This is a genomic window from Vibrio sp. HB236076, from assembly GCF_040957575.1.
Taxonomy (GTDB): Bacteria; Pseudomonadota; Gammaproteobacteria; order Enterobacterales; family Vibrionaceae; genus Vibrio.
This window is the reverse complement of the sequence record NZ_CP162601.1, coordinates 2,501,680-2,521,834: the sequence shown is the minus strand read 5'-3', so window position 1 is coordinate 2,521,834 and position 20,155 is coordinate 2,501,680. Positions and strand designations below refer to the sequence as shown.

The following is a 20,155-nucleotide window of genomic DNA, read 5'->3' as shown; positions in this document are numbered from 1 at the left end:
TTTTATGTACAATGATGTTATACGTTCATCATAAGGTTTTTTCTTTGTCTCAGCTACCTATTGAATCGGTTATGCCCCAATTATTGACCGCGTTGGATCAGTCTTCGCAGGTCATACTCAAAGCGCCTCCGGGGGCAGGGAAGTCGACGCTGTTGCCGTTACGGCTACTGGAGAATAACGCACACCAGCGCATTATCATGTTGGAGCCGAGGCGGTTAGCGGCGCAAAACATTGCTCAATTTCTTGCCAAGCAACTCAACGAGCCGATTGGGCAAACTGTCGGCTATCGCGTGCGCGGCGATAGTAAAGTTTCACAGCACACGCGCTTACAAGTGGTGACCGAAGGGGTGCTGACTCGCATGATGCAAAGCGACCCTGAACTGAGTGACTTTGATCTGTTGATTTTTGATGAGTTTCACGAACGCCATTTACACGGTGATACGGCGCTGGCGTTTGCTCTAGAAGTTCAAACATTGCGCGATGAGTTAACCTTATTGGTGATGTCGGCAACGTTAGAGTACTCATCATTGTGCGACGTATTGAGCGAGGCTGAGTACATCGAATCTCAAGGCCGTCAATTCCCTGTGCAAATCGATTATCACCCCTTGATGGCCAACGTGTCGCTTACCACCGCTGTCAGCCAAAAGGTGCAGCAAGCACTGGCACGATACGACGATTCTATTTTAGTGTTTTTGCCCGGTGTCGCAGCGATCAAAACGGTTGCTCAAGTTTTGTCTTCTTCACTCGGCACGGATGTTCACATTGCGCCTTTGTATGGGCAAATGAGCATCAAAGATCAGCAAGCGGCATTGTTACCCGCCCCTAAGGGAAAGAGAAAAGTCGTGTTAGCGACCAACATTGCTGAAACGTCATTAACGATTGAAGCCATTGGTGGTGTGATTGACTCAGGCCTAGAGCGCATGGCTGAATTTGATTTAAAATCTGGCAGCACGCGTCTCAAACAAAAGCGCATTGCTCAATCTTCGGCAATTCAGCGCAGTGGCCGCGCAGGCCGCTTACAAGCAGGGTGGTGCTGGAGACTGTATTCTGAAGCACAATTTCGCCAGCAAGCATTGGTCCCAGAGCCAGAAATTCTGCGCAGTGATTTGGCGCCCTTGGTGATGGAGCTATCGCAATGGGGGGTGAATGAGGTTTGTGAGCTGGCTTGGCTTGATGAGCCTAAGGCTTCTTCTATTGCTCAAGCCAAAACGCTCTTGTCTGATTTGGGCTTGTTGACGGATACCGGGTTGACGGAACTTGGTCGACTCGCTTACCCCTATCCCTGTCATCCTCGTTTAGCCGCGATGTTGGTGAAAGCAGAAGCGTCGTTAAGGCCGACGGCGGCACTGATTGTCGCGTTGCTTGAAGAGCGAGAAACCAAGGGCGATCTTTGTTTTTGGGTCAGATTGTGGTGTGAAGCAAAGCACCCCCAACAACAGCGTGTGTCTAAGACCGCTGAGCGCTTTTTATCTCAAGGTGAACGCATGTCAAGTCAGCAAATTGAGCTTGATCAAGTGCCTGCCTTGCTGTGCTTGGCTTACCCTGATCGAATTGCTCAGGTGCGCGCCTCATCTATGAACTATTTACTCGCTAATGGCCATGGCGGGCATTTTTCAGATCACAGTTCGTTTTTAAATCGCGAGGATTATCTGGTTGCCATTGATTTGCGTCACAGTGATGGCCAAAGCAGTAGCCAAATTTTGTGTTATGTCGAATTGGGATTGAATGTGATCGAAGAGACGATGGCTCGATTGATTGAACAAAGAGAATGGGTTGATATCGATGACAAAACCGGAACCATCAAAGCGCATTTGCAGACGCGTTACCAAACATTAGTGCTTGCACAAGTCCCAATTGTGAATCCTGAGCCAGAAAAAATGACTCAGGCTTTACTTAATTATGTCCATCGTCACCGTTTGTCGTGTTTAAATTGGCATGAGAGTGTTCAACAATGGGTGACTCGTATTCGGTGTGCAGAGCAGTGGTTACCAGAGTATCCATGGCCAGATGTTTCTGAGGCGGCTTTATTAGCCTCGACCGAGCTTTGGCTACTGCCAGAATTGCATCAGTGTAAGTCGGTAAAAGGATTAAAACAGATTGATCTTGTCAAGGCACTGACGCGTCTGTTGCCGTGGCCGTTACCACAAATATTGGACAATGAGTTACCCACTCATTACCGCGTTGCGACAGGGCAGGTCCATCCTATCCGCTATGTCGAAGCACAATCTCCGATCTTATCTGTGCGGATGCAACAGATGTTTGGCGAACGACAAAGCCCGACGATTGCACAAGCTAGGGTGACCTTAACCGTGGAGTTATTATCGCCAGCCAATCGCCCTTTGCAGTTAACACAAGACTTAGCCAGTTTCTGGCAAAACGGCTATCAAGCGGTCAAAAAAGAAATGAAAGGGCGTTACCCCAAACACGTTTGGCCTGATGACCCAGCTCAACACCAGCCAACCACTAAAACCAAAAAGCAGTTAAATTCATGACGGATAAAAAAACAACTCCAAAAGCGAAGAAAAAACAGGCTCCAACCAAACGAGGTAAAGAGAAGTCATCTTCTGCGAGTACGAATAAAAAGCCGGTAAAACCAACGGGTAATAAACCGAGTCGTTGGCGGGTATTGTGGGGGTTTTGTTGGAAGGCCAGTTTGGCTTTATCTGCGGTATTAGTGGTATGGGGTGTTTATCTCAATGCGGTAGTGAAAGAGCGTTTTGAAGGGCACTTGTTTAGCTTGCCAACGGTGGTGTATGCCAGGATTTTAGATTTATCACCTGGTGAAGGACAAACCATTGAGCAGATAAGAGATGAGCTCGATATTCTTAATTATCGCAAGGTATCGTCCCCAAAATTTGCTGGTGAGTATTCGATGTCAGCGCATAAAATTGAGCTGATTCGCCGGCCCTTTGCGTTTCCCGATGGGGAAAGCCCAGATCGTCACGTCATGTTGTATTTTGATCAACAAGGTCTGCAAAGGATCCATTCGTTAGATTCTTCCGGTGATCTTGGCTTTTTACGCCTCGATCCCAAAATGCTCGGCATGTTAGAAAAAAACAGCGATGAGCAGCGTTTGTTTTTGCGCCGTGATCAATTCCCAGAAATGATGATCGATGCCTTGTTAACGACCGAAGACCGCGATTTTTACCAGCACGACGGGGTTGAGCCATTATCCATTGCTCGAGCTTTACTGGCGAACATCCGCGCCGGTAGAACGGTTCAAGGTGGCAGTACCCTGACTCAGCAATTGGCGAAAAACCTATTTTTAAGTCGCGATAGAACCTTGTGGCGAAAATTGCAAGAAGCTTATATTGCATTGATTTTAGACCATAAATACAGTAAAGACCGCATTTTACAAGCCTATCTCAACGAGGTTTACTTAGGGCAAAGTGGTTCACAAGCCATCCATGGTTTTGGGCTAGCTGCCCGCTATTACTTTGGCCAACCTATCCAAGAGTTGCGAATTGATCAGTTGGCCATGTTGGTGGGGTTAGTCAAGGGCCCGTCGTACTACAATCCAGTGCGTTACCCCGAACGGGCGAAAAAGCGTCGTGATTTGGTCTTACGTTTGATGATGAATGAGAACTTGTTATCGTCAAAGCAATACAATACCTTGGCCAGTCGCCCCCTTGGTTTACAAGCCAAGCCCCATGTAGCGAGCAGGCAGCCTGCGTATTTCCAACAAGTCAGCCGAGAAATCAAGCGCACTTTAGGCGATCAATTTAAAGCGGAAGAAGGCCTGCGCGTGTTTACTTCTCTCGACCCGATTTCGCAAGATAGGCTCGAACAAGCCGTGCAATACGAAATTCCGCAACTTGAAAAACGCACTGGACACGATTTGCAAGTGGCTGCGGTGGCCGTCGCACGACAAAGTGGTGAAATCCGCGCAATGATCGGCGGTAAACACACACAATACGACGGTTATAACCGAGCGATTAGCGCCAGTCGACAAATTGGCTCTTTGGCCAAGCCAGCGGTGTATCTTACCGCGCTGTCAGAGCCGGAGAAATACGATTTAGCCACGACACTGCAAGACACGCCTTTGACGTTAGAAAGCGATGATGGGCAGCGTTGGCAACCACAAAATTACGATCGCAAGTTTCGCGGTGAGGTGCCTTTGTATCAAGGGTTAGCCAAATCTCTTAACGTGCCGACGGTTCGTCTCGGGATGGAGCTTGGCATTGATAACGTGTCTGAAACCATGGAAAAAATTGGTATTGATGGCAATGAGATAAGACCGGTACCCTCGATGTTTTTAGGCAGCTTTAGTTTAAGCCCTTTTAGTGTGGCTCAGATGTTTCAAACCATCACCAACTCCGGACGTAAAGCGCCTTTAACGGCCCTTCGTTATGTGATGGATGTAAAAGGCAATGTGTTGTATCGATCCCTGCCAAGAGCGTCACAAGTCGTGCCAGAACAAGCGGCATGGCTAACCACTTACGCAATGAAAATGGGGGTACTACAAGGCACAGGTCGCCACTTACAACAGTCTTTCTCTTGGGCCGCTCTTGCAGGAAAAACCGGCACCAGTAACGATACACGCGACAGTTGGTTTGTCGGTGTCGATGGTCGAGAAGTCACGACATTATGGGTAGGCCGAGATAACAATAAGCCGACGCAATTGACGGGTGCCAGTGGCGCACTTCGAGTTTATGAGCAATATTTATTGCGCCGGCAACCCGAAATGTTGCAATTGCCTTGGCCTCAAAATATAAAAACGATGGGGTTTGATCACAATGATCAAGGAGGCTTATCACTAAATTGCCAACGTCAACCTGATATAAAACTGCCCGTTTGGGATCGCGGTAATCAATGGCAACAACGCTGTGAGAAAAGTAAAACCTGGTTTCAACGCGTGTTTGATTGGTAATGATCAAACTCAACAATAAGGAATAAACAAATGATCGGGTTACGACGAGCAAGCGTGTCTAGATACCTGTATTTGGGGCTAACGGTGAGCTTTTGCTCTTTATTATCGTTTTGCTCTTGGGCAGACACTAAGGCGTCGCCTACGGATGAGCTCAGCACCCCTCGTTTTGAAGCACGCCCAGATCAGCGGCCTAAAATTGCTCTCGTATTAGCGGGTGGAGGGGCGAAAGGGGCCGCTCACATTGGCGTTCTTAAAGCATTAGAAGAATTAGCCATCCCGGTTGATTTCATTACCGGTACTAGTATGGGGGCCTATGTCGCAGGCTTATACGCAACCGGGATGAGCGCCGATGAAATCGAAACCCTGGTGACCAGCATCGATTGGAGCAATGGCTATCGCGATCGAGTGAACCGCAGTGAACGCCGCCTGCGTGAAAAAGAATACGAAGATCGTTACCAACTCAATACCGATTTGGGGATTGGACTGGGGGAAATTCATTCCCCGGTTGGGGTTGTTCTGGGCCAAAGTATGTGGCAAATCTTGCGAAAGAGCACGGGGAATTTGCCGTTATTTCGAACGTTTGATGATCTGGCGATTCCGTATCGTCCTGTCGCGACCGATATTGTCAGCCTTGAGCCAGTGGTCATTAGCCGAGGTTACCTCTCTGATGCCATGATGGCGAGTATGTCGGTACCCGGCGTACTCCCTCCATTTCCGATGGATGGCAAGATGTTGGTCGATGGCGGTGTCACCAATAATATGCCGGTGGATGTCGCTCGTAAAATGGGGGCCGACATTGTTATCGCGGTTGATATTAGTACGGACTACAAAAGTAAAGACGCTTTTACTGATATGTTTACCGTTGCCGATCAGTTGTCAAACTATCTGGTCAGGCGCAATACCGAGCAGCAAGCTCAGCAATTAGACGCAAATGATGTGTATATTAAGCCTCATGTTGGCGACATGGAAACAACGGAATTTGACCGTATGCCTGAGGCGTATGAGCAAGGGTATCGAGCCGTGTTTAGCCATCTTAGCAACTTAAAAAAGCTGTCGGTAACCAAAACAGAATACCAAGATTACCAAGACAAAAAAGAAGCGGTGCGCGAGGGACTTATCTATGGCCACCAAGTGAACATCGATCACATTGCCATCAATAACCACACTCATTACAGTGATGAGTGGATTCTCAAGCGGCTCAACCTACCAACCGGCCAAGTGCTGTCACAAGAGCAAGTTGAACAAAGCGTGCAAAAGCTTTACGCCTTAGATCGCTTTCAGTTGATCTCTTACCATTACCGTCAAAGTGATGAGGGCAATGAGCTCGTCTTTGATATCAAAGAGAAATCCTGGGGGCCAAACTACGCTAACTTCCGTTTTTTCCTTGAAGATGACTTTCGAACCAGTAGCCAATACGGTATTGGCTTGTCCACTAACTTCACCGATTTAAACGACAGTGGGGCGGAGTTTCGACTCAACTTGGATGTCGGTACCGATAAATTGATCGAAGGTGAGTTGTTCACTCCGCTGTTTTCCAGTCCGTATTTTTATAATGCGAGTAAGATTGACTATAGCGAAGAGTCGCGAAACTTTCCTCAATCCGATATTGAAAATCCCGATATCAGCGATGTTTACGATTATTGGCCAGTGGATTACGATACCTTAAGTGCCCAGTCCATATTGGGGTGGCAACCAGAGCTGTGGCAAGACGTACGCATAGGCCTTCGCTACAGCAAAGGGGATGCTAAATTATCCAACAATGAATCCGCCGGCACCGCCAGTTTTGAGCGCCGCGGTATTTTCGCTGATTATCGCCTAGACAGCTTGGATAACTACGCCTTGCCTAATGATGGCTGGTTACTCAATGTTGAATACTTATTGTCTTATGACGATGTTAACGCCGGGGGGCTATCGTCAATACTCCCTGAGTATCAAGATAACAATGATCGTGTTTACGAGTTAAAGTCAAAACTATTACACGCGAGAACCTTTGGTCGACATACCTTTGTCGCGCAATTCAATTACAGCTTTGTGAAAAGTGAAGCGGATCAGTTTCCGATTAACCCAGCTCAGTTGGGGGGCTTTTTGAATTTATCCGGTATTCCTCGCAACAGTCTTTTTGGCAAAAACAAATTGTACAGCAGTTTGGTGTATCGCTATCGCTGGTTTGATAATGATTTTGGGCTTTTTAAGGCGCCCGTTTATTTGGGCGGCTCGATAGAACGCGGCGGTGTTTGGTCCGATTCCGGAGTGGGCATTGACGATGCACCTATGTATAACGCAGGCTCGGTATTTGCCGGTATTGACTCTCCTATCGGGCCGATAGTGCTCGCGTATGGCAGAACAGAACAAAATATGAGTTCGGTGTATTTTATTATCGGAACTTCTTACTAGATGAGAATTTGAAAGGATGAAATGTCTCAAGTTGTCGACTTTTGCTCTAACTTGCTATGTTGATCAAAATGGTGAGATTTTAATTTCTCGTTACATTTGCTAATCTAGTGCTTACAGTTTGGCCTCTAGGGCGCTGTTTCCAGTCAGATCGATTGAATGAAAACAAGGGCAATGGAGAGCCAAGTTTCCAAGGATGTTCACTCTGTGTTTAAAACTCTAAAAGTATCAAATAGAGTGGACCGCAATGAGAGGAAAAAGTCGTGCTTGAAGCCTATCGTAAACACGTCGCAGAGCGTGCTTCAGAAGGAATCGTACCCAAACCCCTAGACGCGGAGCAAACCGCAGCGTTAGTTGAGCTATTAAAAAATCCACCGGAAGGTGAAACGGATGTTATTCTCGATTTATTTGAAAATCGCATTCCTCCCGGTGTCGATGAAGCTGCTTATGTCAAAGCGGGGTTCTTGTCTGCTCTGGTTAAAGAAGAGGTTTCCAGTCCTCTAATTTCGCGAGAAAGAGCGGTTGAGTTATTGGGAACCATGCAAGGTGGATACAACATTGAGCCTTTAATTCAGTCTCTTGATGATGATGCTCTAGCGCCTATCGCCGTTAAAGCACTGTCTAAAACGCTTTTGATGTTTGACGCTTTTTATGACGTGGAAGAAAAAGCCAAGAATGGCAATGAATACGCCCAATCTATTATTCAGTCATGGGCGGACGCCGAGTGGTTCTTAAATAAGCCAAAACTTGAAGAAAAACTGACGGTAACCGTTTTTAAAGTGTCGGGTGAAACCAATACCGATGACCTATCACCTGCACCAGACGCGTGGTCACGCCCCGATATCCCATTGCACGCACTCGCGATGCTAAAAAACGAACGCGAAGGCATTACCCCCGACGAGCCGGGTAATGTCGGTCCTATTTCTACGATTGACAATCTCAAAGAAAAAGGCTTTCCATTAGCTTATGTTGGCGATGTGGTTGGTACGGGGTCTTCGCGAAAATCTGCCACAAACTCTGTGCTTTGGTTCATGGGCCACGATATTCCTTATGTTCCAAACAAGCGCGGTGGTGGTGTTGTGCTCGGCGGTAAAATTGCCCCTATCTTCTTTAATACGATGGAAGATGCGGGAGCATTGCCTATTGAAGTCGATGTCAGCAAATTAGAAATGGGCGATGTGATTGATATCTACCCGTACGCTGGTAAAGTTTGTCGTCACGGTACTGATGAAGTTCTGGCTGAGTTCAAACTAAAAACCGAAGTCTTATTAGATGAAGTGCGCGCTGGTGGCCGAATTCCTCTGATTATCGGTCGTGGATTGACGGATAAAGCACGTCAATCTTTAGGACTTGAATCTTCCGATGTATTCCTAAAACCCGGTGATGTGGCTGATAACGGTAAAGGGTTTACCTTGGCTCAAAAAATGGTCGGCAAAGCCTGTGGTCTTCCTGGTGTTCGCCCTGGTGCGTACTGCGAGCCGAAAATGACCACGGTTGGGTCGCAAGATACCACTGGGCCAATGACACGTGATGAGCTCAAAGACTTGGCGTGTTTGGGTTTCTCAGCGGACTTAGTGATGCAATCTTTTTGTCATACCTCTGCTTACCCGAAACCCGTCGATGTGAATACCCACCACACGTTACCGGACTTCATTATGAACCGCGGTGGGGTGTCTTTGCGCCCGGGTGACGGAATTATTCACTCTTGGTTGAACCGCATGTTACTGCCAGACACCGTGGGCACGGGCGGGGACTCTCACACTCGTTTCCCCTTAGGGATCTCATTCCCTGCCGGCTCTGGTTTGGTGGCCTTTGCTGCGGCAACCGGTGTCATGCCTTTAGATATGCCTGAATCAATACTGGTGCGCTTTAAAGGGAAGATGAAACCGGGTATTACCCTTCGAGATTTAGTGCATGCCATTCCCTACTACGCGATTCAGCAAGGCTTATTGACGGTTGAAAAATCTGGCAAGATCAATGAGTTCTCAGGCCGAATTCTCGAAATTGAGGGTTTGGAGCACTTAACGGTTGAGCAAGCATTTGAGCTTTCTGATGCGTCAGCGGAGCGAAGTGCGGCAGGGTGTACGGTTAAGCTCTCTCAAGCGTCAATCGAAGAATACCTCAATTCAAATATCGTCATGTTGAAATGGATGATTTCTGAAGGTTATGGTGACGTTAGAACCATCGAAAGACGGATTAAGGCCATGCAAGAGTGGCTAGACAACCCTGAATTGATGCAAGCGGATGCCGATGCGGAATACTCCCATGTCATTGACATTGATCTCGCTGAAATTGATGAGCCTATTTTGTGCGCGCCAAACGATCCCGATGATGCTCGTTTGCTTTCTGAAGTGCAAAATACCGATATCGATGAAGTGTTTATCGGTTCTTGTATGACCAATATTGGCCATTTCCGTGCGGCGGGTAAACTGCTTGATAAGTACAAAGGCCAACTTGAGACTCGTCTGTGGATAGCACCACCAACTAAAATGGACAAAGATCAGTTGGTTGAAGAAGGTTACTACGGGATCTTCGGCAAAGTGGGTGTGCGTATTGAAACCCCAGGGTGTTCTTTGTGTATGGGGAACCAAGCGCGCGTGGCGGATAAAGCGACAGTCATGTCGACCTCAACACGTAACTTCCCCAACCGTTTAGGCGCTGGCGCAAATGTCTTCTTAGCCTCGGCTGAGTTGTCTGCCGTTGGGGCAATTTTAGGTCGTATCCCTACGCCACAAGAGTACTTGGAGTTTGCGGAACAAATTGATGCAACCGCGGCAGATACCTACCGCTACCTCAATTTCCACCTCATGGGCCAATACAAAGATAAAGCCGATACAGTGATCTTCCAAGAACCAGCTTAATCTCTGGCTTATTGCCGACTCACTTAAAGGCCCTAATGTTGATTAGGGCCTTTTCTTTTGCTGACTTTCCTGGTCGACCAATTATAATGCCGAGTTATTTTATTGAGCTGCTTATCGGACTTAGGCCGATTGCAGCGATAATAAGGGGTCACTCGTGGAATTTGAATTTACCAAAAATACGTTATTGGGGACTTACTCAGTGCGCTGCGAAATGGAGCACCAGATCCTTGCTCGCTGGCTAGAGGACGAAATCGGTGCACAGCGCACAATGATTGATCAAGTTCACAGTTTTCTCGAACTCTGTGCAAAAAAACCGATGCAAACGCATTGGTTACCCGGGAGAGAGATAGGTGTAAGTGGTTTAGAGCATGAAATAAAAGTAATGCAAAATTCGTTAGTTAATGATGATGAATGGTTAGAAGAAGAGGGGATGTCACTCTATCAATCTGAAGGCATCAGCGTGTGTGGTCTCGAAGACTTTCGCCAAGTGTTTCTGCAGTGGTGTGATTTTGTTGCACAGTATTAATCCAAGTAAAATTTATTGCGCACCATTATGGTGACAAAAAAATACCACGCATCATTTTAGTGATTGTTTGCACAATAAAGGTGCGCTCACTTCCCTTGTGTACTGGTTTTTTTCTTTATTTTTATATTTATCAGTCACTTAAAATAATGGCACGTACTTTGTATTACAAATGTGGTATCAAAACGACAGTTTGGGAGAAGGTACGATGAAATTAATAAATGCGATAATAAAACCGTTTAAGCTTGACGATGTTCGCGAAGCTTTAGCGGATGTAGGTGTTGAGGGGATGACTGTCTCTGAAGTCAAAGGATTTGGACGTCAGAAAGGTCATACCGAGCTGTATCGAGGTGCAGAGTACCAAGTTGACTTTCTACCGAAAGTGAAATTGGAAATCGCAACTCAGTCAGACAATGTCGATCGAGTGATTGAGGCGATTTCAAAAGCGGCTCACACGGGTAAGATCGGTGACGGTAAGATTTTTGTCTACGATCTGAGCCAGGCTGTGCGTATTCGCACAGGTGAAACAGATTCAGAAGCATTATAAGATTCAAGGGATTGGAGACTATAAACATGGAATTAGCAACAACAGTAACAGAACTGCGTTACGCATTAGACACTTTTTATTTCCTCATTTCAGGTGCGTTAGTTATGTGGATGGCAGCAGGATTTGCCATGCTCGAATCAGGGCTTGTTCGCTCTAAAAACACCACTGAAATTTTAACCAAAAACTTCGTGTTGTACGCAGTAGCTTGTACTATGTACTTGTTGGTTGGCTACAATATTATGTATGTCGACAATGGTGAAGGCGGTTGGATGCCATCGATTGGTGCGCTTATCGGCACTCAAGCGGATGGCGCGGACCACTCACTAGAATCTGACTTCTTCTTCCAAGTTGTTTTTGTTGCAACGGCAATGTCAGTGGTATCGGGTGCAGTTGCAGAGCGTATGAAGCTTTGGTCATTCTTGGTGTTTTCTGTCGTTCTTACCGCCTTCATCTACCCAATGGAAGGGTACTGGACATGGGGTGGTGGTTTCCTTTCTGCCGCTGGCTTTAGCGACTTTGCCGGTTCTGGTATTGTTCACATGGCTGGTGCTGCTGCCGCTCTTGCTGGTGTGCTACTTCTTGGCGCTCGTAAAGGCAAATACGGCAAAAATGGTGAAATCCACCCAATCCCTGGTTCAAATATGCCACTCGCAACACTGGGTACATTTATCCTGTGGCTAGGTTGGTTTGGTTTCAACGGCGGTTCTCAGTTGATGGTCTCTGACTTTGAAAATGCGACTGCGGTTGGTCAAATCTTCCTTAACACTAACGCTGCTGCGGCAGCTGGCGCAATCGCTGCCCTTATTGTTTGTAAGAGTACTTGGGGTAAAGCCGATTTAACCATGGTTCTCAACGGCGCATTAGCCGGTCTCGTTGCCATTACCGCTGATCCTCTTTCTCCTTCTCCAATCGCTTCTGTTATCATTGGTGCAGTCGCGGGCGTGATTGTGGTATTTAGCATCATCGCACTCGATAAAGTGAAGATTGACGATCCTGTCGGTGCCATTTCTGTTCACGGTGTGTGTGGTTTCTTCGGTGTTATGGTTGTTCCTATGAGCAATGGTGACGCAAGCTTTGGCGCACAGTTACTCGGCGCAGTTGTTATCTTTGCATGGGTTTTTGCTGCCAGCTTGGTTGTTTGGGCCATTTTGAAAGCCACCATGGGCATCCGAGTTTCTGAAGAAGAAGAAATGGAAGGTGTGGATATGAATGAGTGTGGTGTAGGCGCTTACCCTGAGTTTGTGACTAACAAATAAAAATTCGTTACACTTTTTTGAATCAAAACCTGCTGTCTACAGCAGGTTTTTTGATCTCTACACTAGGTAAACAATGTGTTTTCGTTATTATAAGTAAACTTTGATTGATAATAATTATTGTTAAGTTTATCAGGTGATGAGAATGAAACGAATGAAACCAAGCTGCCTACTGGCGATTGCTGCTTTACCTTTCTTAAATGCAACAGCGGCTTACGCTGCTGATGAAGTCAATGTTTACTCTTACCGACAACCTTTTCTTATTCAGCCAATGCTAGATGCTTTTACTCAAGAGACTGGCATTAAGGTGAATGTGAAATTTGCGAAAGCAGGTATTGCTGAGCAGTTGGTCCGCGAAGGCGAATTCAGTCCTGCTGATGTTTTACTGACGGTCGATATCAGTCGTTTGGCTGAATTGGTGGCAAAAGAGGTTGTTCAACCGGTATCAAACTCAGAAATACAAAATAATATTCCTGCGCAATATCGCGATAAAGACAATCAATGGTTTGCACTCACCTTACGCGCGAGAAATGTGTATTCTTCCAAAGAGAGGGTTGGGCCTCTAGCAGAAGAATTTACCTATTTAGATCTGGCGGATTCACGTTTTAAGGGCAAAGTGTGTACGCGAAGTGGTAAGCACCCTTATAATATCTCCTTGGTGTCTGCTATGATTGCCCATCACGGTGAGCAAGAAACAAAACAATGGCTTAACGGTGTGAAAGACAACTTAGCTCGCAAGCCGCAAGGAAACGATCGCGCACAAGTAAAAGCGATCAAAGAGGGTCTTTGTGATGTCTCGCTAGGCAACAGTTACTATTTGGGTAAAATGCTCGATGATAATGAGCAAAAAGCTTGGGCTGAGTCTGTGTACATCAACTTCCCTAACCAGACGACCAGTGGTACACATGTCAATGTCTCTGGGATGGCGATGGCGAAGTTTGCACCAAACAAAGACAATGCGCTTAAGTTAATGCAGTTCTTATCTGATCAACAAGCACAAAGTCTGTATGCAAAAGTGAACTATGAATATCCGGTGAACCCAAGTGTCTCACCTTCAGAGTTAGTGGCTTCATGGGGAGAGTTTAAAGCAGACTCTATTGCCCTTGGTGAGATAGCGGCCAATCATGAAAAAGCAACCAAGTTACTAGATGAAGTCAAATTTGACCTTTAATCTCGATACGGTAAGGCCCGTATCTCTGGGTCATTACTGAGTAAACATGAAACGATATTATCCTTTTTGGTTATTGGCCAGCACTGTGCTGGCCATATTAACTCTTGCCCCCATTACGGCAATTTTTTCTCTGTCATTGAGTCCTAGCGATGGTCTGTTTGAACACTTACAGCAGACAGTTCTACCTACTTATATCAAAAATACTTTTTTATTAACGAGTTATGTTTTGCTGGGCAGTGCTATTTTAGGGGTGCCTACCGCGTGGTTTATGGCCATGTGTCAAGTGCCGGGCGAGCGCTATTTACAGTGGTTGTTGGTGCTGCCTTTGGCCATGCCGGGCTACATAATGGGCTACATTTTTACTGATTGGTTTGACTTTGCAGGGCCAGTCCAGGTGTTATTGCGACACTGGTTCGACTGGCAGGCCGGGCAGTATTGGTTTCCCGATGTTCGCACCTTGCCCGGTGCTGCTATCGTATTATCACTGGGGCTTTATCCTTACGTCTATCTGCTTTGCCGCAACGCGTTTAAAGAACAAAGTAATCACTTGTTGAAATCGGCTCAACTGTTAAGACACGGCAGTATTGCGCGTTTTATGCTTGTGTCGATGCCATTGGCACGTCCTTCTTTAGTGGTGGCACTGTCTTTGGTGGCAATGGAAACGATTGGCGATTTTGGCACGGTCAGTTTTTTTGCTGTCAATACACTCACAACGGCGGTTTATGATACCTGGCTTGGTTATTCTGATCTCAATGCGGCGGCGAAAATTGCCGCTTCGATGTTAGGGGCCATTGTGATTTTATTGGCTCTTGAGCGATTTAGTCGCCGTAAACAGCGTCTGTTTCAAGCGCAAAACTCGGTTGAAAATATCGAGAAATTTGCCTTGAGTACAGCGAAAAAAATCGCGGTTTTATGCTGGTGTTGGGGCATTGTTTTTTTGGCTTTTTTCGCCCCTTTTGTGCAGCTTTTTCGTTATGCTTATCAATATTTTGCACAAAGTTGGAGCACATCTTTTTCCGAGTTTACAGCCAACAGTTTGTCGGTTTCTGCCATCGCGGCTGTATTGGCAGTGGGGTTGTCTTTGATCGTGACTTTAAACGCCCGTTTACACGCACGGCCTTCTCAATATCTTCAAAGCCGATTTTCTTCTTTGGGCTACGCGTTACCGGGGACAGTGTTAGCCATTGGCGTGATGTCTTTTTTGCTTATGATGGATCATCAAATTAATGATATTGCAGAGTTCTTTCACCTTGATAAGCCAGGGTTAATTTTATCTGGAACGATGTTTGCGATCATTTTTGCCTTTGTCGTGCGTTTTAGTACCATTGCCATTGGTACGATTGAAAGCCATTTGGCGAAAATATCCCCCTCCTTAGACATGGCAGCTCAATCTATGGGTTATCGGTCTTTGGCAATGCTAGCTCGTGTGCATTTTCCCTTGCTAAAGCGACCAATGTTAATCGCCGGTCTGTTGGTTTTTATCGAATCGATGAAAGAACTCAATGCGGCGCTCTTGCTAAGACCGTTTAATTTCGAAACCTTAGCGACCTATGTGTATAATTTTGCCTCTGACGAGCAATTGGAACTCGCCGCTTTACCGGCGATATTATTGGTGTTAGTTGGGGTTGTTCCCCTCGTGTTAATTAACCGTTCTTTAGAAAGGAGTCGGACATGACCTCCGCATTATCCGTATCTCAATTACAATGTGGTTATCAACAGCAAACGATTTTAGATCGCCTTTCTCTCGATGTTGAAGCGGGAGAAATTGTTTGCTTGTTAGGAGCAAGTGGGTGCGGTAAAACGACCTTATTAAAAGCCATTGCGGGTCTAATTGATACTGATGAAGGGATGATTTGTATTGATGGTCAAGCGGTTAATGGTCCCAACCTAAAAATAGAGCCAGAGCATCGTCAAATCGGAATGATATTTCAAGATTACGCTTTGTTTCCTCATCTCAATGTTGGGCAAAACATCGGTTTTGGTTTACGTCATTGGTCGAAGCAAGACAAACGCCAACGCATCAAAGAAATGCTGGCTCTTGTGCATTTAGAAGGATTAGAGGCACGCTTTCCCCATCAACTCTCTGGTGGTCAGCAACAGCGGGTTGCTATTGCAAGAGCGCTCGCCTATCAACCTAAGCTTCTTCTGCTTGACGAACCTTTTTCCAATATTGATAACCAAGTTCGCCACGAGTTAATCGGCGAAATTCGCCAATTGTTTAAAGCGCAAGGCATGACGGCGATTTTGGTCACTCACAGTCGAGAAGAAGCGTTTGCGTTTGGCGATAAAATTGCGGTGATGAATGAAGGGAAGATCGAACATTATGGCCATGCTGCCGAATTGTATCATCGCCCCAACAATACCTTTGTCGCTGAGTTCTTAGGTGCTTGCCGGTTTCTGTCGGCAACCCGTCTCGATGGCGATCGTTTTGCAACTGAGCTAGGGACACTCAAAGCTCAGGCTCTTTCCCCGATTGCTGAGGGAGAATCTGGTCTGGTGTTATTACGTCCTCATCAAGTCAGCGTGAGCGCTGACAGTAATAGCGCCTATCAAGTGGTCGAAAGTCAATTTACCGGTGAGAATTACCGAGTGCTGGTGTCGCTCGGGGAGCAGAGTGTTATCGCCACGACAAGCCAACCATTGCCTGCCGGCCAGCTTGTTTCGGTACGTCTTAACTCAAGTGAATTTATTGCACTGGCCAGCTAGTGCTATTTAGCTGCGTGATAAATGGCAAATTGACGGTTTTTGTCGACCGTTTGGCAATCGCCAAAAGCCTCTTTGATAATGGGGGGGTACTGCAAAAAACTGTTGGCGACAATCCACATGTTCCCATGGCTGTTGAGATGGTTTGGTGCTTGTCCCAGTAAGGTTTCTGCTGCTTGATAATGGGTTTCTAATCCACTGTGAAATGGCGGATTAGACACAATAGTTTGATAGTCACTGCGGGTATCGCTGTATATATCGGAAGCGAACACCTTGGCATCAAGCTGGTTGGCGATGAGCGTCGCTCGACTCGAGGCGAGGGCAAAGGCATTGATGTCACACATTTCTAAGCTGATTTGTGGGTTTTTTAGGGCAAGGTAGGCCCCAATGACCCCAGCACCACACCCAAAATCAAGAACTTTTCCTGAGAGTGCGGGTAAGTTCTTTAAGAGCAATTGAGTGCCGAGATCCAATTCCCCATGACTAAACACACCAGGCAGGCTTTTAACGGTAAAACACTCATCATTGACCATGACCTCAAAGCTTTTAAACCAAGAATCTAGTTCAAAGGCGGGGGCTTGTTTCTGACATTGTCCCCAGTAAAAAGCACAGCGGCGCGCGGAGTCGTATTTGTTGATCGGACCGTAAGGCGCAAACATCTTCTCGATGCTTTTAATACCAGATCGAGTTTCACCAACCGCGGCAATCTCAGTGTCGACACCTAATTTGTCCATGAGCATGGCCAATAGGTACTGGGCCTCTGTCTTGGCTTTTGGCCAATATAACAACACCATGTCAACGGGTTGGCTTTGATGCCACTCAATATCGAAATAGCAATTTAAAGTTGGAGCGCGTTTCGATATCGAGCGGTAGTAGCTGTAATTGGTACACAAGATAGAGACGGACGCACAGACCTCAAGCAGCTCAACTGGAAAGTCATCTTCGACCTCGCCAGCGATCAATAGGTGTTTACCTGAAAAGTAATCCAATTGACGATGTGCAATTTGACTCGGTGCGGTATAAGCAGACATAGGGTTCCTCAAGTTGGTAGACCAAGTATAGCTGGCGCGAAGTTTCTCATACATTGACCAGGCAATGAAGCGAAAATGTGGCGAACAGGGTTAAGTTTGGTCTTGTTTATCGAGAAAGTGCTTAAACTCTTCTTCATAAATATTAAACAGTACGAGAGTAATGGCAAAAATGAGTGGCCCATAAATCAAACCAATCAATCCAAAGACTTGTATGCCACCAAGCAGAGAGAAGAAAATCAGTAATGTACTCATCCCAGAGTGACCTTGCATAAGCAGCGGTCGTAAAAAGTTATCGATTGAGCCTACCACTGCCATACACCAAATGGCGAGAAAAAGTGCCCAACCTGAATCACCGATGACAAAGAGGTATAAGGTCGCGGGCAACCAAATTAATGCCGTGCCAATGACGGGAATAAATGAGGCAAAACCTATCATCGTACCCCAGAATAAGCCAGGGAACCCAGCGATGGCCATACCAATGCCTCCGGCAACGCCTTGGGCAATCGCGGTGAGAAACGAGCCCATGACCGCCGATTTTGACACCGTGACAATTTCACTGAGTAGGCGGTCTTCTTGGCTGCGAGAGAGCGGCAGTATATGCCTTAATGTACTGATAATGTGGTCGTGATCGCGCAATAAGAAAAACAGCACAAACAGCATGAGGAAAAAGTCTAATACAATACTAGTGACATTACCCAGGGCTTTGGCCCCTGCACCAACGACTTCTGTACCATAGCTAGAACCTTGGTCGACGGCCTTTTCTACGAGGCTTTCTAAATCGATCGCTTCGCCGGGTAGATAGGCATTGAGCCAAGATAGAAGTTGGTCGACGAAAGGATGACTAATCAGAGTCTTCACGCCGCCATCGCCAACCCATTGTAAGACATTTTGAAAAAACTTACTGCCTTGGTCGATAAGAGCCACGGCGACTAAGGCCAGTGGAATAATAATTATCACGGTTAATAAGATACAGCTCAGCGTTGCCGATGTATTGGGGTAATTGGGCCATTGTGATTCGACCTTTTGATGAATTGGTTGCATTAACAGCGACACAACAAAGGCCATGACAATCGCATTTAAATACGGGCTGATCAAATAATAGCAAGCCAATGAGGCGCATAGCAGGGCAATGATAATAACCCAATGACTGGCGTTAATAGTGAGCTTTTTATTCGCCACGTGTAACTCTCCTTGTGAAGCTGAACACAATCCCCCTAAACGCAGCCTAAATCTCGTTTAGGGGGCGGTTTTCACTCAGTGCTAAGTTATTCGCTTGTCGCCAGTTGAGCGAAACAATGTTCTGCGGCTTTCAAAGTTGCGTTTATTTCTTTATCGCCATGGGCTAGAGAAACAAAACTGGCTTCAAATGCCGAAGGGGCTAAGTAAATACCTTGCTCTAACATTAAATGGAAAAAGCGTTTAAATCGTTCAGTATCACAACGAGCGACATCTTCATAACACGTTACTCTTTCTTGATCCGTGAAGAAAAAGCCAAACATACCACCGACTTGGTGAACCAATAAAGGAATTTGGTATTGATTGGCAATGGCTTTAAAGCCTTGCGCGAGTTGTGACGTTTTATCGGCCAATCTCGCCTCGTTGCCTTCTTGGCGCAGTAGCGTTAAGCAAGTCAAGCCAGCGGCCATGGCAACGGGGTTTCCAGAGAGAGTCCCCGCTTGATATACCGGGCCTGTTGGAGCAATGTATTGCATAATTTCTTTTTTGCCGCCAAAAGCACCGACTGGCATTCCACCGCCAATCACCTTACCTAAGGTGGTGAGATCCGGAGTCACTTGGTAATGCGCCTGAGCACCGCCAAGGGCAACGCGAAAACCGGTCATGACTTCATCAAAAATCAACAACGCACCTTCTTGATCGCAAATGTCACGCAGGCCTTGGTGGAAGCCCTCAACCGCGGGGATACAGTTCATATTACCAGCGACAGGCTCGACAATAATACAAGCAATTTGACCTGGGTTGGCGGCAAATAACGCTTTGACAGAGTCTAGATCATTAAATCGAGCGGTCAGTGTATGTTTGGCAAAGTCTTCAGGAACGCCAGGTGAACTTGGCTGGCCTAGCGTCAATGCACCTGAACCGGCTTTAACTAATAATCCATCGGAGTGCCCGTGGTAACAACCTTCAAATTTAATAATTTTATCGCGTGATGTGTAGCCACGAGCAAGCCTTATGGCACTCATGGTTGCTTCAGTACCGGAATTGACCATACGCAACTGTTCCATCGATGGTACCAACTCAGAAACGAGCTCTGCCATTTGAATCTCAACCGCGGTTGGTGCACCGAAACTCAAGCCGCGTTGGGCCGCTTCGATGACTGCGTCTCGAATATCAGGGTGATTGTGACCGAGAATCATTGGTCCCCAAGAGCCGACATAATCAATGTACTCTTTGCCGTCAGCGTCATAGATGCAAGCACCATCAGCACGCTCGATAAATAGGGGAGAACCACCGACACCATTAAAAGCACGTACAGGTGAATTGACACCGCCAGGGATGATTTTTTGCGCTTGTTGATAAAGCGAAGCAGACTGGGTCATGGAATTCCTCTTCATTGTCGTTTGACCGTTCGATGTATTGTAACGATTGAAACTTGTTCGGTACAATCTTTGCGGTGGTATTTGTTTCATTCAAGCAAAAGACGCTTCGAACTCCAAGTTTGAATAAAACCAAGATAAGGGCATGGGGGAATAACGGTGTGAGAATGGTTTGGTATTAAATGTTTTTTATTTTATATCAATCACATAAAAGTTATTTTCAACGTCGATGACGGTGAGGAAACGTATA

The 20,155-nt window shown here is 46.4% G+C and carries 13 protein-coding genes; 10 read left to right on the top strand and 3 right to left on the bottom strand.

The window, feature by feature from the left end:
* Positions 1 to 11 precede the first annotated feature (11 nt).
* The 10 genes from hrpB (at position 12) to AB0763_RS10955 (ending at position 16,322) form a co-directional block, all read left to right on the top strand.
* On the top strand, positions 12 to 2,492 hold the full coding sequence (hrpB, locus tag AB0763_RS11000) for an ATP-dependent helicase HrpB (RefSeq protein ID WP_306100642.1): 2,481 nt from the start codon (positions 12 to 14) through the stop codon (positions 2,490 to 2,492).
* A complete protein-coding gene (gene mrcB, locus AB0763_RS10995; protein WP_306100643.1) occupies positions 2,489 to 4,870 on the top strand; it encodes a penicillin-binding protein 1B in 2,382 nt (793 codons plus the stop codon). The genes hrpB and mrcB overlap by 4 nt, the downstream gene beginning before the upstream one ends.
* A gap of 30 nt (positions 4,871 to 4,900) precedes the next feature.
* Complete coding sequence (locus AB0763_RS10990) at positions 4,901 to 7,264, top strand: patatin-like phospholipase family protein (RefSeq protein WP_306100644.1); 2,364 nt, start codon at positions 4,901 to 4,903, stop codon at positions 7,262 to 7,264.
* A gap of 260 nt (positions 7,265 to 7,524) precedes the next feature.
* The gene (gene acnB, locus AB0763_RS10985; protein WP_306100645.1) at positions 7,525 to 10,122 is read left to right on the top strand and encodes a bifunctional aconitate hydratase 2/2-methylisocitrate dehydratase; all 2,598 of its coding nucleotides are present in this window, start codon (positions 7,525 to 7,527) and stop codon (positions 10,120 to 10,122) included.
* A gap of 154 nt (positions 10,123 to 10,276) precedes the next feature.
* On the top strand, positions 10,277 to 10,648 hold the full coding sequence (locus tag AB0763_RS10980) for a YacL family protein (protein ID WP_306100646.1): 372 nt from the start codon (positions 10,277 to 10,279) through the stop codon (positions 10,646 to 10,648).
* A gap of 205 nt (positions 10,649 to 10,853) precedes the next feature.
* Positions 10,854 to 11,192, top strand: coding sequence for a P-II family nitrogen regulator (glnK, locus tag AB0763_RS10975; protein ID WP_306100647.1), 339 nt, complete (start codon positions 10,854 to 10,856; stop codon positions 11,190 to 11,192).
* 26 nt (positions 11,193 to 11,218) lie between these two features.
* Entirely contained in the window at positions 11,219 to 12,448 is a 1,230-nt protein-coding gene (locus AB0763_RS10970; RefSeq protein WP_306100648.1) for an ammonium transporter, read from the top strand.
* A 151-nt stretch (positions 12,449 to 12,599) separates the two neighbouring features.
* Positions 12,600 to 13,616: a Fe(3+) ABC transporter substrate-binding protein gene (locus tag AB0763_RS10965; protein ID WP_306100846.1), complete on the top strand. Its 1,017-nt coding sequence runs from the start codon at positions 12,600 to 12,602 to the stop codon at positions 13,614 to 13,616.
* Positions 13,617 to 13,662: 46 nt separating this feature from the next.
* Positions 13,663 to 15,291: an iron ABC transporter permease gene (locus tag AB0763_RS10960; protein ID WP_306100649.1), complete on the top strand. Its 1,629-nt coding sequence runs from the start codon at positions 13,663 to 13,665 to the stop codon at positions 15,289 to 15,291.
* Complete coding sequence (locus tag AB0763_RS10955; protein ID WP_306100650.1) at positions 15,288 to 16,322, top strand: ABC transporter ATP-binding protein; 1,035 nt, start codon at positions 15,288 to 15,290, stop codon at positions 16,320 to 16,322. Before AB0763_RS10960 ends, AB0763_RS10955 begins: the two co-directional genes overlap by 4 nt.
* A gap of 2 nt (positions 16,323 to 16,324) precedes the next feature.
* On the opposite strand, the gene rsmC is transcribed toward AB0763_RS10955, so the two are convergent.
* The 3 genes from rsmC to hemL all read right to left on the bottom strand — a co-directional run bounded on the left by rsmC (position 16,325) and on the right by hemL (position 19,908).
* Positions 16,325 to 17,350 (bottom strand): 16S rRNA (guanine(1207)-N(2))-methyltransferase RsmC, encoded by a 1,026-nt coding sequence (gene rsmC, locus AB0763_RS10950; RefSeq protein WP_306100651.1) that lies wholly within the window; start codon positions 17,348 to 17,350, stop codon positions 16,325 to 16,327.
* A gap of 90 nt (positions 17,351 to 17,440) precedes the next feature.
* Positions 17,441 to 18,529 (bottom strand): AI-2E family transporter, encoded by a 1,089-nt coding sequence (locus AB0763_RS10945; RefSeq protein ID WP_306100652.1) that lies wholly within the window; start codon positions 18,527 to 18,529, stop codon positions 17,441 to 17,443.
* 86 nt (positions 18,530 to 18,615) lie between these two features.
* Positions 18,616 to 19,908 (bottom strand): glutamate-1-semialdehyde 2,1-aminomutase, encoded by a 1,293-nt coding sequence (gene hemL / locus AB0763_RS10940; RefSeq protein ID WP_306100653.1) that lies wholly within the window; start codon positions 19,906 to 19,908, stop codon positions 18,616 to 18,618.
* Positions 19,909 to 20,155: the final 247 nt, after the last annotated feature.